Raw genomic sequence first — 16890 nt, 5'->3', positions numbered from 1 at the left:
CGACAGCGGATCCACAAACCGCGGCTTCCTGCTCGTCACACCCCCATCATCAACCCCACCACCGACATTCGAACGGGCTGGCGGAAGAGGTGATCCCGAGAATCCGACCCCGCATGTCGGGGTGCCTCGGCGGCTCGTCGGAGGCCCCAGCCGCGCTCGGTCAGCGGCGAGGCGGCGAAGCGTCGAGGCGGCGAGGCGTCGAGACAGGAACAAGCCGCGACCAGGACTGCCCGGCCGCCTGGTCACTCCGCCGGCAGCGTCACCGTCGGCAGCGGCATCGGCGTGACCGGCGTGTGGGTCTGCGACGGCGATGGCGACGGGGTGGACGGCTCGCTCGTCTCGGGGGATGGCGCCGGCTCGCTCGTCTTCGGGGATGGCGCCGGCTCGGTCGGCGGCGGGCTCGTCGCGGGCGGCTGCGTCGTGGGAGGCGGCGTCGTCGCGGGCGGCTGCGTGGGCGGCGGGCTCGTCGGAGGCGGAGTCGTCGCGGGCGGCTGCGTGGGCGGCGGGCTCGTCGGAGGCGGCGTCGTCGCCGGCGGCTGCGTGGGCGGCGGGCTCGTCGGAGGCGGCGTCGTCGCGGGGGGCTGGGTCGTCGGCGGCGGTGTCGTCGGCGGCGTGCTCGGCTTCGGCGTCTCGCTCGGCTTCTCCGAGGGCTGCGGGTTCTCCGACGGCTTCGGCGGCTCGCTCGACTGCGGGCTCTCGGCCGGCTGCGGGTTCTGCGATGCGCGCGGATCAGGAGCCCACGGCTTGATGTCGACCGGCTCGCCGGCCCCGTCGAGGTAGCGACGCGGGTCGACCGGGACGCCGTTCACGTGCACCTCGAAATGGAGGTGGTTCCCGAAGCTGCGACCGGTGTTGCCCACGAGCCCGATGGGATCGCCCGCCTCGACCCAGTCGCCCTCCTCGACCACGCGGCTCCCGTGCGTCATGTGCCCGTAGAGCGTGCGCACGCCGTTGACGTGCTGGATCATGACCGCGACGCCGTAGCCGTAGTGGCTCTCGCTCGAGAGCACGACGATGCCGGGGGCGGCCGCGCCGATGGGCGTGCCGCCCGGCGCCGCGATGTCCATGCCCATGTGGCGACCGTTGCGTGCCCCGAACTGGTCGGTGAGCACGGGGTTCGCGATCGGCCACAGGAAGGTGTCGAGGGACGCGAGCTTGCCGTCATCCCCGAGGCGCGAGAGGTCGACGTCGATGCCCGCGGCGATCGCCGCGCGGATGAGCTTCTCGCGCGCCTCGCGCCGCAGCTTCGTCACCTCGTCGACGGTCGTCGCGCCGTAGTCGCTTCCGGCGAGCGCGGGCACCTCGATCGCGCCGGCCTCGGCGAACGCCGCCGCCTCATCCGAGAGGCCCGCGGTCGGCGACTCGGGGCGCTCGAGGTCGTCGGACACCTCGCCGTCGTCGACCGCGATCGAGACCGCCGCGACCGGCTCGCTCTCGGGCGGCGCGCCGGCCGCCGCGAGGGCGCCGGCTCCGGTGGCCGCGGCGACGAGGGCCGCCACGATGACGCTCGCGTGCGCGGCGCGCGTCGAGCGCACCCGCGTCGCGGATGCGTCGTTCGACTCGCCGTCGGAAGTGTCCTGCTGCATGTTTCCCCCGCGCCTATACTGACCGGTTCTCGTCGCAGACGGAAGACCCGCGGCGAGATCGGCCGTGCGGGGTGCCCGCGCACCTCCTTCAGCTGCGGGCCATCCGATGCGAGGATGGCCCGCATGAGGCGGGTCAGGGTGGTCGTCGAGGGCGTCGTCCAGGGCGTCGGATTCCGGTGGAGCACGGCGCGCCAGGCAGAGCGCAGGGATGTCGTCGGCTGGGTCCGCAACGTGGGCGCGGATCGCGTCGAGGCCGAGCTCGAGGGCAGCTCCGACGCCGTCGACGCGGTCGTCGACTGGATGCGGCAGGGGCCGACCGGCTCCCGCGTGGACGACATCGCGATCGAGGAGATCGCCCCGACGGGCGCGACCGCGTTCGAGCTGCGCCCCTCCGTCTGAGCTACTCGACGAACGTGACGTCGACCTGGATCTCTGCGGCGATCCGCTCGAGGTCGGCGACGACGTCGGCGAGGTCGACGTCGTCGGGCACGCGCAGCTCTGCCGTCGCCTCGAACAGGCGCCCGCCCGCCATGGCCGCGTCGCGCGCCTCGGTCGCCATCGACTCGATGCTCAGCGAGCGGGCGCGCAGGGCAGAGGAGATCTCGCGCACGATGCCCGGACGATCGTGCCCCAGCACCTGGAGCGTGACGCTGCGACCGCGCGGCGCGTGCACCTCCTCGGCGGCGCGCACGACCACGGTGAGCAGCCCTTCGAGCCCCTTCAGTCCCTCGCGGAGCGCGTCGACGCGCTCGGGCGGCACCGAGACCTGGATCACGCCCGCGAACGTGCCGTCGAGCTCGGCGAGCCGGCTGTTCTCCCAGTTGGCGCCGTGGGCGTCGACGACGTCGGCGAGGGCCGCCACGAGGCCCGCGCGGTCGTCTCCGATGACGGTGAGGACGAGCGATGTCACGCTCCCCACCCTACTGAGCGGCCCCGCCGTGCGCAGTCCCCGCTAGCGCGCGTCGCGGCGAGCTTCAACCCCACGACAGGGCGCCCTCCGACGTGCGACCGTGAGGAGATGAATCACAGGTGGCAGCAGCTCGACGCCGAGTTCCGACGCGAATGGACGGGGCACCCCGTCGACGAGATCGAACCGCACGCGCGGAAGATGGTCGACCGGCTCAGCCCCGGGGTCTCGTCGGAGCTCGCGCGCGCCTACGCGATCTCGGTCTCGGAGGGCCGCCCGTTCGGCCTGGAGTGAGCCCCGCTCAGCTCACCACGGCAGCGGGCGCTCCGGCCCGCGCTCGCTGTCGTCGGGGAGGTCGGGCAGCTCGTAACCGCCGGCCCTGATGCACAGCCACCGCAGCTGCCCATCCGATTCGGGGTGCGCGCGCCACGTTCGCCAGACGCCCTGCCCCACCCGGACGATCGTCCCGGGGCCGACGTCGACGACGTCGTCGTCGAGCCCCATCTGACCGCGCCCCTCGAGGAACACGTAGACCTCCTCGACGCGCGCATGGCGGTGCCAGTAGCCCGCCTGCTCCCCGGGCTCCAGCGCGTTCGCCGTGAGCCCGATGTACTGCATCGCGAGCTCGAAGTCGACCACGCGCCGTCCGTCGCGCGAGCTGTCGGGGCGGAAGCCGCCGAAGTGGTCGCGCCACTGGTCGAGGCCGCCGATCTCGCTCACCTGGTAGTCGCTCATGCCGCCACTCTAAGAGCGCCCGAGCGCATGGGGCTCTGCCCGCGCGCCGTTATCCAGCCGTGATGTATCAGATCCCGCGCTGACCTCTCCTCCCCTGTGACGGGAGGCGCCGGCGAGCGCGCGGCTCCCGGATGTCCACGGCGAGGCGCAGCGGGGAGACGCGATGTATTCCGGTATCGGGGAGCAGGGGCCTACATCCGCCACGAGGACACCCGGCTCGCGCATGCGCCGTGGCGGAGGACACCGGTGACCGTGCTCGAGCGGGCGCTCGTCCTCGCGCCGAGCAGCCGTCTCGTCTCCCCCGCGCGGGCGAGCCGCGAAGCCGCTCCCGCGATCCGCGCGCCGCGCATGGCCCCCTCGCTCGAGAGGCGACGGCGCCTCGAGCGCCGCCACACGGCGCGCGTGCTGCTCTCCGACGCCGGCGTCGTGGCCCTCGCGGCGCTCGTCGCCGGAGCCGTCTCCTCGACCGGTCCGTCGACCGCCGCGACGCTCGCGGCACGCGGCGCCCTCGCGCCGTCCTCCGCGGTCGTCACCCCCGCGCTCCCCGCGCTCTTCGCGGTCGCGCTCGGCGTCTTCTGGTGGATCGGCCTCGCCATCGCGGCACCGCGGAGCGTCCACGACACCCGCGGCCGCGAGCTCGCGCGGGTCGCCGCCGTCACGCTCGACGTCTTCGGACTCCTCGGCCTCGGCCTGGTCGTGACCGGCGCCCCCGCGATCTACGCGCAGCTGTTCGTCGCGGCGCCGATCGGGCTCGCCGGCCTCCTCGCCGCGCGCACCATCTGGCGACGCCGGCTCACGGCCGAGCGCGTCGCGGGCCTGCGTGTCTCGCGCGCCCTCGTCACCGGCCGCCCCTCCGACGTCGCGCGCGTGTCGTCGACGATCACCGGCAGCGACGCCTCGGGGTACCGCGTCGTCGGCGCCGTGGAGTTCGACGAGGCGCCGCGCACGCAAGCGGCCGCGATGCACATCGCGCAGGAGGCGGCTCGACGCGACGCGGACGCCGTCATCGTCGCGAGCACGGCCGCCTCGGACGCCGACTTCGTGAAGCACCTCGGCTGGTGCCTCGAGGGCACGGCCGCCGAGCTCATCGTCGCGAACGGCGTCATGGACGTCGCGCGGGCTCGGATGTCGCTGGACGCGGTGGGCGGGCTCCCCCTCGTCCGCCTCCGCATGCCGGAGTACGACGGCGGCGCCCTCGTCCTCAAGCGGGCGTTCGACATCGTCGTCTCGACGGTCGCGCTCGCGGGCATCGCGCTGATCACCCCCGTCATCGCGCTCGCGATCGCCCTCGACTCCCCGGGCCCTGTCTTCTTCACGCAGGAGCGCGTGGGGCGCGATGGGCGCACGTTCCGGCTCGTGAAGTTCCGCTCGATGCGGACGACCGCGGAGGCCGAGCTCGCACAGCTGCGCGCGCAGAACGAGGGCGCCGGCCCGCTGTTCAAGCTGCGCTGCGATCCGCGCGTCACGCGCGTCGGACGGTTCCTGCGGCACTACTCGCTCGACGAGCTGCCGCAGTTCTGGAACGTGCTCGTCGGCGACATGAGCGTCGTCGGGCCGCGCCCGCCGCTTCCGAGCGAGGTCCTCGCTTACGACGACGCGACCGTGCGGCGGCTCTACGTGAAGCCCGGGATCACGGGTCCCTGGCAGATCGGCGGGCGCAGCGACCTGTCCTGGCAGGAGAGCGTCCGGATCGACCTCGGCTATGTCGAGAACTGGTCGCTCCAGGACGACATCTCGATCATGTGGCGCACCGTCAGGGTGATGGTCCGCCCGAAAGGAGCGTACTGATGTCCGTCATCCTCCCCGGCCACGCGCTGCCGGTCCCCTCGTTCGCCCGCGCCGCAGCGCTCAGCCGGCCGGCGGCGGCCGAGCAGGGCATCGGGCTCGGCGAAGCCCGCATCGTGGACGGCGTCCCCGTGCAGTCGCTCACCATGGCCGCCCTCGTCGACGCGATCGTCGCCATGACGCGCACGACGGGCGTCGACGTCCTCGTCGGCGTGAACGCGCACGTCGTGAACCTCGCGCGCCACGACGCGACGCTGCGCCGATTCCTCGCGACGACGACGATGAACTACGCCGACGGGCAGTCCGTCGTCTGGGCGACGCGCCTGCTGGGCGCGGCGCTGCCCGAGCGGGTCGCGACCACGGATCTCGCCGCTCCGCTGCTCGCGGCCGCCGCGCGCGACCGGCTGCCCGTGTACTTCTTCGGCGCACGCCCGGGAGTGGCGGCGGCCGCGGCCGAGCGGATGGCGCAGGAGCTGCCGGGCCTCGCGATCCGCACGAGCCACGGGTACATCCCCGACGAGGAGTCGGATGCCCTCATCCGCGACATCCGCGAGCACGGCACCCGGATCCTCTTCGTCGGGCTCGGCGACCCCGTGCAGGAGCGCTGGGTCGAGCGGCACCGCGATCAGCTGCCGCCGGTCGTCCTGACCTGCGGCGGGCTCTTCGACTGGCTGAGCGGCACGCATCGCCGGGCGCCGCAGTGGATGATCCGCGCCGGTCTCGAGTGGCTGTGGCGGCTGGGCCTCGAGCCGCGCCGGCTCGCGCGCCGCTATCTCGCGGGGAACCCCGCATTCGTCGCCGCCGTCGTCCGCCAGCGTCTCGCCGAGGCCTCGCGGCGCCCGACCCGCATCGCGCACCACCGAGCAGCATGAGCACCGTCGCCGCATCCGACCGCGCCGCCCTCGCCCGGGGCAGCGCGCTGAGCTTCGCCGGGTCCGCGGCGAGCGCCGTCCTCGGACTCGCGCTCGTCGTGCTGCTCGGCCGGCTGCTCGGCGACGTCGGTGCGGGGATCGTGCTGCAGGTGATCGCGCTCTTCACGATCGCACTCGGGTTCGCCCGGTGGGGCGCCGACTCCGCCGCGCTGTGGATCCTGCCCCGCCTCGCCGACGGCGAGCGCGGCGCCATCCGCCCCGCGCTCGCGCACCTCATCGCCGTCGCGGGGCTCGGCGGAGCGGTCGGCGCGGTCGCGCTGACCCTCGGCGCCGCGCTTCTCGACGGCCCCGTGGCCGCGGCGCTTCCCGCGGCCGCATGGTGTCTCCCTCTCGCGGCGATGATGCTGACCGCGCTCGCCGGGGAGCGAGCGCTCGGCGGGGTCGGCCCCTACGTCGCGATCGGCGGCGTCGGGCTCCCGGCGCTGCGGCCGGCGGCCGTCGCCCTCGCAGTCGCCGCAGGGGGCGGCGTGGTCGCCGCGAGCTTCGCGTGGGCCGCGCCCGCGGCCCTCGCCCTCGCGGCGGCCCTGCTCGTCCTCCGCCGCCGGGTCGACGCGCTCGGCGTCGAGCCGATGACCGCGAGCGCGTTCCGGTCGTCCGGTCTTCCGCGGCGCCTGCGCCGCTACGCGCTCCCCCGTGTCGTGTCGGAGTTCCTGTCGCAGCTGCTCATCTGGCTCGACGTGCTCATCGTCGGCGCCATCGCCGGCCCGGCCGCTGCGGGGGTCTACGGCGCCGCCACGCGGATCGCGTCCGCCGGATCACTCGTGGACTCCGCGATCCGCGTGGTCGTCTCGCCCGTCTTCAGCCGCCTGCTGCACCGTCGCGACCACGCGGCCCTCGCCGACCTCTTCCGCGCCGCGACGACCTGGCTCGTGCTCTTCAGCGCACCGCTCTACCTGCTCCTGGCCGTGTTCTCGCCGCTCGCCCTGTCGCTGCTCGGGCCATCCTTCGAGGAGGGCGCGGTCGCGCTCGCCGCCCTCTGCCTCGGGTCGGTCGTGACGTTCCTCGCCGGCAGCGTCCACTCGGTGCTCCTCATGAGCGGCCGCAGCGGTCTCGCCGCGGCGAACAAGGCGATCGCGGTCACGGTCGACGTCGCGCTCCTGCTCGTGCTCGTCCCGCTCTGGGGCGTCACCGGGGCCGCCGTCGCGTGGGCCGCGGCCTGCCTCCTCGACGCGATCCTCGCGACCATCCAGGTGCACCGCGTCCTCGCGCTGCCCCTGCCGCTCGCGGCGGGGGTGCGCCCGCTGCTCATCGCGCTCTCGACCGTGGGGGCCGCCGCCCTCGGCGCCAGGCTGCTGCTCGGCTCGACCTGGCTCGGCCTCGCCGTCGCCGCCCTCGTCGGCGGCGGCGCCCTTCTCACCTGGGCGCGGCTCGCCCCGCGCTCCCTTCACCTCGACGCCTTCGCCGATCTCGCTCGGATCCGGCGGAGCACCACAGGAGACCCCTCATGAGTCCATATCGCTCCCGGCTGTCCGCGACCGTGGCCGGCTCGGTCGCCGGCGCCGCCACCCTGCTCGTCGCGATCGGCGCCGCGCTCCTCGCGGGCGCCGTCGCGAACGCCGACCCCGGTGACGAGGCCGCTCCGCCCTCTCCGACGCCCACGGCATCCGCGACCCCGACGCCCACCGCATCCGCGACGCCGGTCGCGACCGAGGAGCCGCCGCGGCGCGACCGCCCCGCTCCGCCCGCGACGACCCGTCCTGCTCCCGAGCCGGATCGCGACGAGCATGCGGAGGGGCGCGGCCGCTTCGGCGACCGGGATCTCGAGAAGGGTCCGGCCGAGGAGCTCGTGGAGGAGGTGCTCACCCCGCCCGACGCGGAGGATGCGGCCCGCCCCGGCGATCTCGAGGCGCTCCTCGCCGACGTGACCGCCGGCGCCTACCGCGCCGAGCTCGAGGCCCAGTGGCTCGAGCTCTCGGCGAACGGATGGTCGTACGTCGGGGAGTCCCAGGTCGTCGGGCTCGAGATCCTCGCGCTCGACGAGGAGGCCGAGCCGGCCACCGCGCAGGTGAAGGCCTGCATCGACGCGAGCGGCCTCGAGCTCGTCGACGCCGACGGCGAGCGGATCGGCTCCGAGAAGGACACCCACCCGCGGGCCGCCCACCTCTTCGACCTCGTCTACGAGGACGGCACGTGGCGCGTCCTCTCCCGCTCGTTCCCCGACGACCCCGCGTGCTGAAGAAGGGCCCGCTCATGACACTCCGCACCCGCATCGCGGCCGTCGCCGCGATCGCCCTCATCGCGACGCTGGCCGCTCCGATCCCCGCGACCGCCGCCGATCCGACGCTGCCCGCCCCCGACGGGCGCACCGAGGCGACGGCCGCGGCATCCTGCTGGGAGGTCGCGCAGGTCGACCCCGACGCGCCGAGCGGCGTCTACTGGCTCGCGACCCCAGCCATGGGCTCCGCGCAGCAGTTCTACTGCGATCAGGAGACGGATGGCGGCGGCTGGGTCCTCGTGGGGCGCGGACGCCAGGGATGGTCCGAGTCCATCCTCGGCTCCGGGACGCCCGCGCAGGTGCGCGAGCCCGCGACGGGCACCGCGGCGTTCACGCCCCGGCAGCTGCCCGGCGCCCTCATCGACCAGCTCAACAACGACCAGCCGATCGGCGCCCTCGCCGACGGCATCCGCCTCGTCCGCGCCGCGAACGCGGCCGGGACGTCCTGGCAGGACACGCGGTTCCGTCTCACCAGCCCGCGCGACGAGTGGACGTGGGAGTTCAACAACCAGCAGCGCGTGGGGTCGTTCCGGATCGGCAACCGCAACGGGACCGGCGGGACGACGAGCAACTTCGGGAACGACAACGGGCTCATCCGCGTGCGCACCATCACCGGCTCCGCCGAGGGCTGGGCGATGGGATTCGGGTACGGCTCCGACATCAAGGGCTCACCCGACGGCACGAGCTACCTGTGGTCGCCGAGCACGAGCGCGGGCTACGCCCGGCCGTTCACGCAGGTCTTCATCCGACCGAAGCTCCTGAGCGCGGATGTCTTCGCACCGGTCCCGGCCGGCGGCACGCCCGCGACGGCCGGCACGGCGGTCGCGGAGGCCTTCGCGCAGACCCAGCCGTGGGGTGTCGCTGGCCTCGGCGCCGGTCCATCGACCCTCGAGGGCAGCAACGAGGTGTCGGCCTTCACCGAGAACGTCGACCGCGTCTTCGTGGGCGGCAACTTCACGAAGGTGCAGCGCTCGGCCGGCGGCTCGGGCGCGGTCGAGCAGGCGTATCTCGCGGCGTTCGAGCGCGACACGGGCACCTGGATCTCGACCTTCCGCCCGGTGTTCGACAACCAGGTGAAGGCGCTCGCGCCGCTCCCGGGCGGGCGCATCGCCGTCGGCGGCTACTTCTCGACCGTGAACGGCGAGAGCCACCCCGGCCTCGTCGTGCTCGACGCGACGACGGGCGCCGTGGACGCCTCGTTCACGGGCGCCCTGCTGAACTTCCTCTCCGGCGGCGTGCCCGTCGTGCGCACCCTCGACGTGCAGGGCGACTGGCTGTACGTGGGCGGGTCCTTCACCCATGCCAAGGCCGCGACCGGCGCTCAGGTCTATGCACGCAACACCGTGCGGTTCTCGATCGCGAGCAGCGTGCCCGACGCGTGGAACCCGGAGTTCAACGGAACCGTCATCAGCCTCGACGCCTCGGCTCACGGCGACCGCGTGTACGCGGCCGGGTTCTTCAGCCAGTCGAAGGGGCGCCCCGCCGACAAGGCCGCTGTGCTGTCGACCGCCGATGAGTCGCTCACGCCGTGGCCGGTCGTGTTCTCCAATCGCACGGGCGGCCGCCAGGGCTACCAGCAGGCCGTGCTCGAGGTCGGAGATCGCGTCTGGCTCGGCGGCTCCGAGCACTCGCTCATGAGCTACCGTCGCGACACGATGGAGATGGCGAGCTCGAACATCACGCTCGCCGGCGGGGACTTCCAGGCGATCGCGTCCGACGGCGAGACCGTGTACGCCGGCTGCCACTGCTTCGGCACGAACTACGAGGGCGCGACCGTGTGGCCCGGCATCGGGACGGCGTGGACCGGCGCGCACGCGATCTACGGCAGCGGCGCCTGGAGCGCCGAGAGCGGCGAGTACCTCGAGTCGTTCAACGGCATCCTCAACACGCGCGCCGGCGCCGGCGCCTGGGCCCTCTTCGTCGACTCGCGCGGCACGCTCTGGCAGGGCGGCGACTACAGCTACTCGACCCGCGCGGGCTATGTGCGCCAGTGGTCGGGCGGCTTCGTGCGCCACGCCCCCTCCGACGTCACGAGCCCGTCAACGCCGGGCGCGTTCAAGGCCGTCAGGACGGCCGAGGGCGTGAACCTCACGTGGACGGCGGCGACGGACGACCGCGCCGTGACCGCCTACCAGGTGCTGCGGGCCGATCGCGTGGTGGCGACCGTCGGCGGGACGTCGGCGGCTCTCCCGCCCGCCCCCGACGGCACGCTCTACGCCGTGCGCGCCATGGACGCGGCCGGGAACCGCTCGGCGAGCACCCCGGCCGTCCCCGCCGAGGCGGCTCCCGGGCCCGATCCGGCCTCGCCGACGCTCATCGACGCCGGCTCGAGCTGGGCGACCCTCTGGTCGACCGCCGCGCCGCCGTCCGACTGGGCTGCTCCCGAGTTCGACGACGGCTCCTGGCTCAGCGGCGCGGCTCCCGTCGGCTGGGGGACGTCGGACATCGCGACCGCCCTCGACACGTCGCTGTCGCCTCGCCCGCTCACGAGCTACCACCGGCACGACATCGACCTCCCGGGCGGCGCGGTCGCGCTGCGCTTCTCGGTCCGGGTCGACGACGGGGTGGTCGTCTACGTCAACGGGGCGGAAGTGCTCCGCAGGAACATCGACCCCGGCCCGGTCACCGCGAGCACCTACGCCAACACGGCGGTCTCGGGCACGACGGCGATGGCGCAGCCGTACGTGGCGGAGATCCCCGCGACCGCCTTCCGCACGGGGGCCAACACGATCGCGGTCGAGGTGCACTCCAACTACCGGGCCGCGAACAGCCACAGCTTCGAGATGACGGTGACGGCGCCATGAACGCCCAGACGGCGTCGGCGCGGCCCGCGCGCGCCCTCCGCACCTCCCGTACCGCCCTCGCGCAGGCGCAGAAGAGCGGCGCCGGGGTCCCCGCGTACACGCGCTGGATCAATCGCCGCCTCGCGCGCGGCGTCGCAGCCGCTGCGGTGAGGATCGGAATGACGCCGAACGCGGTCACGCTGCTCAGCGCAGCGATGTCGGCGGCGGGCATCGCCGTGATCGCGGTCGCCCCGCCGTCCGCGGGCTCGGGCGTCGCCGCCGCCGTGCTCCTGGCGGCGGGATACGTCCTCGACTCGGCGGACGGCCAGGTCGCCCGGCTCAGCGGGGCGTCGAGCCCGGCCGGCGAATGGCTCGATCACGTCGTCGACGCGATCCGCTCCCCGGCGATCCACCTGGGCGTCGCGGTCGGATGCTTCGTGCACCGCCCTCAGGACGTCTGGCTGATGGGAGTCGCGCTCGCCTTCGCGCTCCTGACGTCGGGCCAGTTCATGAGCCAGATCCTCGCGGAGCAGCTCGCGTCGCGTCACGGCCGCTCGGTCTCGGAGCCGAGCGGCGTCGCCAAGTCGGTCGCGCTCATCCCGACCGACCCCGGCACGCTGTGCTGGGCCTTCGCGCTGTGGGGAGCGCACGCGGCCTTCGCCGCGGTCTACGGCCTCCTCTTCATCGCGAACCTCATCCACGCGGGCATCTCGATGCGCCGCAAGCACCGCCGTCTGAGGTGACGGCTTCACCGGGGGAAGCACGATGTCCGACACCGCACACACCACGACACTCGGTCTCGATCACTACGCTCGCGTGCTGCGCAGGCAGTGGCGCCTCGTCGTCGCCGCGATCGCGATCGGGGCGATCGCCGCGATCGCCTACCTGCTCGTCGCCCCACAGCGCATCACGGCGACGACCGATGTCAACCTCTCCGTCATCACGACGGATCCCTTCAATCCGCAGCGCGCGGCGTCGGGTCTGCTGGACGACGCCACCGAGGCCGCGATCGCCCGCTCCTACGTCGTGGCCGAGCGCGCGGCGGCCCTGCTCGGCGACGCCGACGCGACGCGCGAGATCCACGACACCGTCGACGTCACGATCTCGGAGGGCGGCACGATCGCCCACGTCTCCGCGACGGCCGCGACGCGCGCGCTCGCGATCGAGCGGGCGGACTCCGTCGCGGCCGCCTACCTCGCCTACCGCAGCGAGCAGGCCGAGAGCCGGCTCGACGTCATGGTCTCGGGGCTCAGCACGCGCATCGACGAGCTCGACGCGCAGCTGGCCGAGGCGAACGCGGCGATCGCGGATGCGGGATCCGGCGCCGCGCAGGCGCAGGCGACGAGCGACCGGGAGCAGATCCTCCTCGAGCTCGAGGGCCTGCTGTCGCAGCGGAACGCGCTGCAGAGCGTCGACACCTCGGGCGGCAGCGTGCTGACGGGAGCCGCCGACAACCCGATCGACTCGGCACCGCCGCGCTACACGACGGCCGCGACCGGGATCGGGATCGGCGCGATCGTCGGCATCCTGCTGGCTTTCCTCCGCGAGCCCTTCGACGGGCGCCTGCGCAGCGGAGCCGAGATCACGCGCGCGCTCGGCGGGCGCGTGCTCGCCACGCTCCGCACGCCGCACCCGAGGACGCCCCTCGAGGCGCCGGACGCCGAGGCGATGCGCATCGCACGCGAGCGCCTGCTCGCCGACCTCCCCGCCGGGGCGCGGGCGGTCGCGGTGCTCGACGACACGTCGTCGGAGGGGGCCGTCGCGACGGGGCTGGCGATGGCGACCGCGCAGAGCGGGTTCTCCGTGCGGCTCGTGCTCCCCCATCCTTCCGAGCGGCGCCTCGCGGTCCTCCGGTCGGCCGGAGCGGCGCCCCGGGCCGCCGTGCCCGGGCTCAGCGTCCGCTTCGGGCGCGCGGACCTGCATGGCGAGGCGCGCACCGCCGAGGCGCGGGTCGCCGTCGAGTCCGCGCCCGAGGGGACGCTCGTCATGCTCGCGGTCCCGGTCTCGGCCGGCACGGCCGACCTGCTCGCCGCGCTGCGCTTGGCCGACGCGGTGGTCGTCGTGCTGCAGGAGGGCGCGAGCCGCCGCGCGACAGCCGCCGCCCTGCGCGACGAGTCCGCGACCGCGGGGGTGCCGCTCATCGGCGCCGTCGTCGTCCCCCGCGAGCGGCGGCGATCACGGCGCCGCGCACGCCGACGGGAGGTCGCGCCCGCGGCCGACGAGACGCCCGCTCGCGAGGAGTACGCCGATGCGGTCTGACACGGCGTTCGCCCCGGCTCCCGCACGGCTGACTGCGGCGGAGGCCCGCGGCGACCTGCCGCGGTGGCCGATCACCGCGATGTTCGCGGCGTTCCCCCTCTGGTGGGCGCTCGGGATGGCCGAGATGGCGTGGATCCCGCTCGCCGCGGCCATGGCGGTGCTCCTGATCCGCCGCGGCGACGTCCGCGCGCCGCGGGGCTTCGGGATCTGGCTGCTGTTCCTCGCGCTCGTCGCCGTGTCGGTGATCGGGATCGACACCCCCGGCCGGCTCATCGGGTTCGTCTACCGCGCCCTGCAGTACCTCTCGATCACGATCGCCTTCCTCTACGTCTACAACGCGCGCCGCACGATCACGCTCGACTGGCTGCTCGGCATGCTCACGCTGTTCTGGCTCTTCGTCGTGGCAGGCGGATGGCTCGGCGTGATCGCGCCCGAGTTCTCCTTCCGGACCCCGCTCGGCTACGTGCTCCCCCGCGGCCTCCAGAGCAACGAGCTCGTGGGCGAGATGGTCGTGCGGCGGGCGACGCAGTGGAACCCGGACGCCTGGACGGTCCTCGATCCGCGCCCGGCCGCTCCGTTCCTCTATACGAACGGCTGGGGCAACGCGTACTCGATGCTCCTCCCGCTCGTCATCTCGTACGTGGCGCGCATCCCCCGGGACCTCTGGTTCCTCGGCCTCCTCGTCGCGATCCCGCTTTCGTTCGTCCCCGCGTTCCTCACCCTCAATCGCGGGATGTTCATCGGGCTCGGCGTCGCGGCGGTCTACGGGGGCCTCATCCTCCTCGCCTCCGGTCGCGTCCGCGCCGTCGCGGGCCTCGCTGCGGCGTGCGCCGTGGGCCTCGCCGCGGCCGCGGTGCTCGACGTCGGAGACCGGCTCCTCGGGCGCGTCGAGTCGAGCTCGTCGACCGAGGACCGTGCGGACCTCTACCAGGAGACGCTCGTGCGGACCCTCCAGTCCCCGGTCTTCGGCTACGGGGCGCCGCGCCCGTCGTGGACGGAGGGCGCGCCGTCCGCGGGCACGCAGGGTCACGTGTGGATGGTGATGTTCTCGCACGGCCTGCCCGCGCTCGCGGTCTTCCTCCTCGCCCTCCTCTGGCTCGCGTGGTCGACGCGTCATGTGCGCAGGCGGATGACCGCTGTCCACGTCGTGCAGGTGGTGCTCCTCGTCGAGGTCTTCTACTACGGCGTGCTCCCGCACGGGCTCGTGCTGGCCCTCCTCCCGGCGGCCGCCGCCCTTCCCCACGACACCGCTCTCGAGAGGCCGTCCTCATGAACCCCCGCGTCACCGTCGTCATCGCCACCCGCGACCGCCCCGAGCTCCTGCGGCGGGCCGTGCGCTCCGTGCTCGCTCAGGACACGGCGCACCCGCTCGAGATCGTCGTGGTCTTCGACGGATGCGCGGTCGATCCGCTCGCCGACCTCCCGCGCGGTCGCCACCTCGTGCGGACGATCGCGAACGACCGGACGCCCGGACTCGCGGGCGGTCGGAACACGGGGATCCTCGCGGCCGAGGCGCCGCTCATCGCCTTCTGCGACGACGACGACGAATGGGCGCCCGGGAAGCTCGAGGCGCAGCTGCCGCTCCTCGAGGACCCCGACGTCGTCATCGCCGCCACCGGCATCCGCATCCTCTCAACGGGAGGCGCGCACGACCGGCTCCCGCCCGAGCGGGTCGCGCTCGCGGACCTCCTCCGCTCGCGCATCACCGAGCTGCACCCGTCCTCCTTCCTCCTGCGCACGGCCGATGCGCGAGGGCGCCTGGGTCTCGTCGACGAGGAGCTGCCCGCGTGCTACGGCGAGGACTACGACCTGCTGCTGCGCGCGGCCAAGATCGGCCGCATCGCCGCGGTCGCGGCGCCGCTGACGATCGTCCACTGGGACCGGCCGTCGTACTTCAGCGAGCGCTGGCGCGGCATCGCCGACGGCCTCAGCTACCTGCTCGACAAGCACCCCGAGTTCGCCCGATCCGCGCGCGGCCGCGCGCGGATCGAGGGTCAGATCGCCTTCGCGCACGGAGCGCTCGGCGCGCTCGCCCCCGCCCGGCGATGGGCTCGCGCGGCCATCCGCCACGACCTCCTGCAGCCGCGCGCGTACCTCGCGATGTGCGTCGGCCTCCACCTCGTGTCGGGCGGGCGCGTCGTCTCGGCCCTGAACGCGCGCGGACGGGGGATGTGACATGCCGCGGCTCTCCGTGCTCATGCCGGCGTTCGACGCGGCGCCGACGATCGACCGCGCCGTGCGGTCGACGCTGCGCGACCTCCCAGCCGACGCCGAGCTCGTCGTGCAGGACGACGGATCGTCCGACGGCACGCTCGCGGCGCTCGAGCGCATCGACGATCCGCGCCTGCGCGTGCTGACGGGCCCGAATCGCGGCGTCGCCCGGGCGCTGAACGCCCTGCTGGATGCCTCAGCGAGCGAGTTCGTCGCGCGGATGGACGCCGACGACGTCGTCCTCCCCGGCCGCTTCCGCCGGCAGCTGCGGGCGCTGAAGGCCGCGGACGCCGTCTTCACGACCGTCGCCTCCTGGCACGGGGCCGGGGTGCCCCGCCCGCCCTGGCCGTCCGGCATCGGGACCGCGTCCTTCCCGTTCCATCTCCTCCTGACGAACCCCGTCGCCCACTCGACCATGGCCGCTCGGCGCTCCGCGGTCGAGGCCGTTCGCGGCTACCGCGTCGTCCCCAGCGAGGACTACGACCTGTGGCTGCGGCTCGCCTCGTCGGGTGCTCGTCTGCGTCGCCTCGCGGCCCCGTCCCTTCTCTACCGCGTGCACCCGGGGCAGGTCACGTCCGCCGAGGGCTGGCGCCTGCGGTCGTGGAACGACGAGCGCACGCAGGCCGCCTTCGCGGAGCTGTCGGCTCGCGTGCTCGGCGCCCCGCTCCCGCGCCTCACGGCCCTCGCGGTCGCTCCGCTGCCCGCGGAGGAGAAGGCCGCGTGCCTCGACGAGTTCGAGCGGCGGTTCCGCTGTGCGGCGTCGCGGCTCCGGCCGGCGGATCGCGCCGCGGTGCTGCGGCGCCTCGCGCGGCGCGCGGCCTGGTGCCGCGAGCGGATCCGCGCCGCCGCGGACGAGCGAGCGGAGGCCGCGTCATGAGCGCCGCGCGCGATCGCCTCCGCGCGGCGCTCCAGGCTGACCGGGCGGCGAACGCGCGGTACCCGAAGAGCCGGTTCGTGCTCGGCTGGCTGCGCCGCTGCCAGCGCTGGCGGGGCAGCCGCCGGCCCCTCGGCCGCGCGATCTACCTCGCGCACGCCGCGGGATACAAGCTCGTGACGGAGTGGATCATGGGCATCGAGATCCCCCCGACGACCCGCGTCGAACCCGGACTCCGGCTGCGTCACGGCATCGGCGTCGTCGTGAACCCCGCGACCGTGATCGGCCGCAACGTGATGCTCCGCCACGGTGTGACGCTCGGCAATCGCCGCACGCCGCATGACTGCCCCGTGATCGAGGACGACGTCGAGATCGGGGTCGGAGCCGTCGTCATCGGCGCGATCACGGTCGGCCGGGGCGCGCGGATCGGCCCCTACGCCGTGGTCGTCAAGGACGTGCCGACCGGCGGCGTCGTGCGCTCGCCGCGATCTGAGCTCGTTACCGAGTCGTGATGTATCAGCCGCCGCGGTCCGCGCTCTTCCCCAGTATGCGATCCGTTGAGAGCTCACGGGCACTGCCGCCGTCTGGGGCGGTCCGCGCGGT

General features: G+C 74.2%; 16 protein-coding genes. 13 read left to right on the top strand and 3 right to left on the bottom strand.

Features of this window, described 5'->3' with window-relative positions; all coding sequences use genetic code 11:
• Positions 1–242: 242 nt before the first annotated feature.
• Positions 243–1586: a M23 family metallopeptidase gene (locus tag ACWXWW_RS12305; protein WP_455970109.1), complete on the bottom strand. Its 1344-nt coding sequence runs from the start codon at positions 1584–1586 to the stop codon at positions 243–245.
• A 123-nt stretch (positions 1587–1709) separates the two neighbouring features.
• Between ACWXWW_RS12305 and ACWXWW_RS12300 the strand changes: the two genes are divergently transcribed.
• Positions 1710–1985 carry an acylphosphatase gene (locus ACWXWW_RS12300; RefSeq protein ID WP_455970108.1) on the top strand — a complete coding sequence of 92 codons (276 nt, stop codon included), beginning with the start codon at positions 1710–1712 and terminating at the stop codon, positions 1983–1985.
• Position 1986: 1 nt separating this feature from the next.
• Here ACWXWW_RS12300 and ACWXWW_RS12295 read toward each other — a convergent pair whose 3' ends face one another.
• Positions 1987–2496: a glycine cleavage system protein R gene (locus ACWXWW_RS12295; RefSeq protein WP_324012726.1), complete on the bottom strand. Its 510-nt coding sequence runs from the start codon at positions 2494–2496 to the stop codon at positions 1987–1989.
• Between the two features lie 108 nt (positions 2497–2604).
• On the opposite strand from ACWXWW_RS12295, the gene ACWXWW_RS12290 reads away from it, so the two are divergent.
• Complete coding sequence (locus tag ACWXWW_RS12290; RefSeq protein WP_271174693.1) at positions 2605–2787, top strand: hypothetical protein; 183 nt, start codon at positions 2605–2607, stop codon at positions 2785–2787.
• Between the two features lie 12 nt (positions 2788–2799).
• Here ACWXWW_RS12290 and ACWXWW_RS12285 read toward each other — a convergent pair whose 3' ends face one another.
• On the bottom strand, positions 2800–3228 hold the full coding sequence (locus tag ACWXWW_RS12285; RefSeq protein WP_282980465.1) for a cupin domain-containing protein: 429 nt from the start codon (positions 3226–3228) through the stop codon (positions 2800–2802).
• A gap of 246 nt (positions 3229–3474) precedes the next feature.
• Here ACWXWW_RS12285 and ACWXWW_RS12280 point away from each other — a divergent pair, with 246 nt between their 5' ends.
• Genes ACWXWW_RS12280 through ACWXWW_RS12230 form a run of 11 tightly spaced genes read left to right on the top strand, consistent with a single transcriptional unit; the run spans position 3475 to position 16799 of the window.
• Positions 3475–5016, top strand: a complete 1542-nt coding sequence (locus tag ACWXWW_RS12280) for a sugar transferase (RefSeq protein ID WP_455970107.1) — start codon at positions 3475–3477, stop codon at positions 5014–5016.
• Positions 5016–5885, top strand: coding sequence for a WecB/TagA/CpsF family glycosyltransferase (locus ACWXWW_RS12275; protein WP_310090086.1), 870 nt, complete (start codon positions 5016–5018; stop codon positions 5883–5885). The genes ACWXWW_RS12280 and ACWXWW_RS12275 overlap by 1 nt, the downstream gene beginning before the upstream one ends.
• Positions 5882–7393, top strand: coding sequence for a lipopolysaccharide biosynthesis protein (locus ACWXWW_RS12270; RefSeq protein WP_455970106.1), 1512 nt, complete (start codon positions 5882–5884; stop codon positions 7391–7393). The genes ACWXWW_RS12275 and ACWXWW_RS12270 overlap by 4 nt, the downstream gene beginning before the upstream one ends.
• Positions 7390–8121, top strand: a complete 732-nt coding sequence (locus ACWXWW_RS12265) for a hypothetical protein (protein WP_324012733.1) — start codon at positions 7390–7392, stop codon at positions 8119–8121. Before ACWXWW_RS12270 ends, ACWXWW_RS12265 begins: the two co-directional genes overlap by 4 nt.
• A 14-nt stretch (positions 8122–8135) precedes the next feature.
• Positions 8136–10964, top strand: coding sequence for a fibrinogen-like YCDxxxxGGGW domain-containing protein (locus tag ACWXWW_RS12260; RefSeq protein ID WP_455970105.1), 2829 nt, complete (start codon positions 8136–8138; stop codon positions 10962–10964).
• Entirely contained in the window at positions 10961–11686 is a 726-nt protein-coding gene (locus tag ACWXWW_RS12255) for a CDP-alcohol phosphatidyltransferase family protein (protein ID WP_455970104.1), read from the top strand. The genes ACWXWW_RS12260 and ACWXWW_RS12255 overlap by 4 nt, the downstream gene beginning before the upstream one ends.
• Positions 11687–11708: 22 nt before the next feature.
• Positions 11709–13202 (top strand): hypothetical protein, encoded by a 1494-nt coding sequence (locus ACWXWW_RS12250; RefSeq protein ID WP_455970103.1) that lies wholly within the window; start codon positions 11709–11711, stop codon positions 13200–13202.
• On the top strand, positions 13192–14475 hold the full coding sequence (locus ACWXWW_RS12245) for an O-antigen ligase family protein (RefSeq protein ID WP_455970102.1): 1284 nt from the start codon (positions 13192–13194) through the stop codon (positions 14473–14475). Before ACWXWW_RS12250 ends, ACWXWW_RS12245 begins: the two co-directional genes overlap by 11 nt.
• The gene (locus ACWXWW_RS12240) at positions 14472–15377 is read left to right on the top strand and encodes a glycosyltransferase family 2 protein (RefSeq protein WP_455970101.1); all 906 of its coding nucleotides are present in this window, start codon (positions 14472–14474) and stop codon (positions 15375–15377) included. Before ACWXWW_RS12245 ends, ACWXWW_RS12240 begins: the two co-directional genes overlap by 4 nt.
• 1 nt (position 15378) lies before the next feature.
• Entirely contained in the window at positions 15379–16290 is a 912-nt protein-coding gene (locus ACWXWW_RS12235) for a glycosyltransferase family 2 protein (RefSeq protein ID WP_421076241.1), read from the top strand.
• The gene (locus tag ACWXWW_RS12230; protein WP_455970100.1) at positions 16287–16799 is read left to right on the top strand and encodes a serine acetyltransferase; all 513 of its coding nucleotides are present in this window, start codon (positions 16287–16289) and stop codon (positions 16797–16799) included. Before ACWXWW_RS12235 ends, ACWXWW_RS12230 begins: the two co-directional genes overlap by 4 nt.
• The last annotated feature ends 91 nt before the right edge of the window (positions 16800–16890 follow it).

This window comes from Microbacterium sp. KNMS (assembly GCF_053851835.1).
Note: the sequence above shows the minus strand (reverse complement) of the source record. Positions and strands in the feature narration are given on the sequence as shown.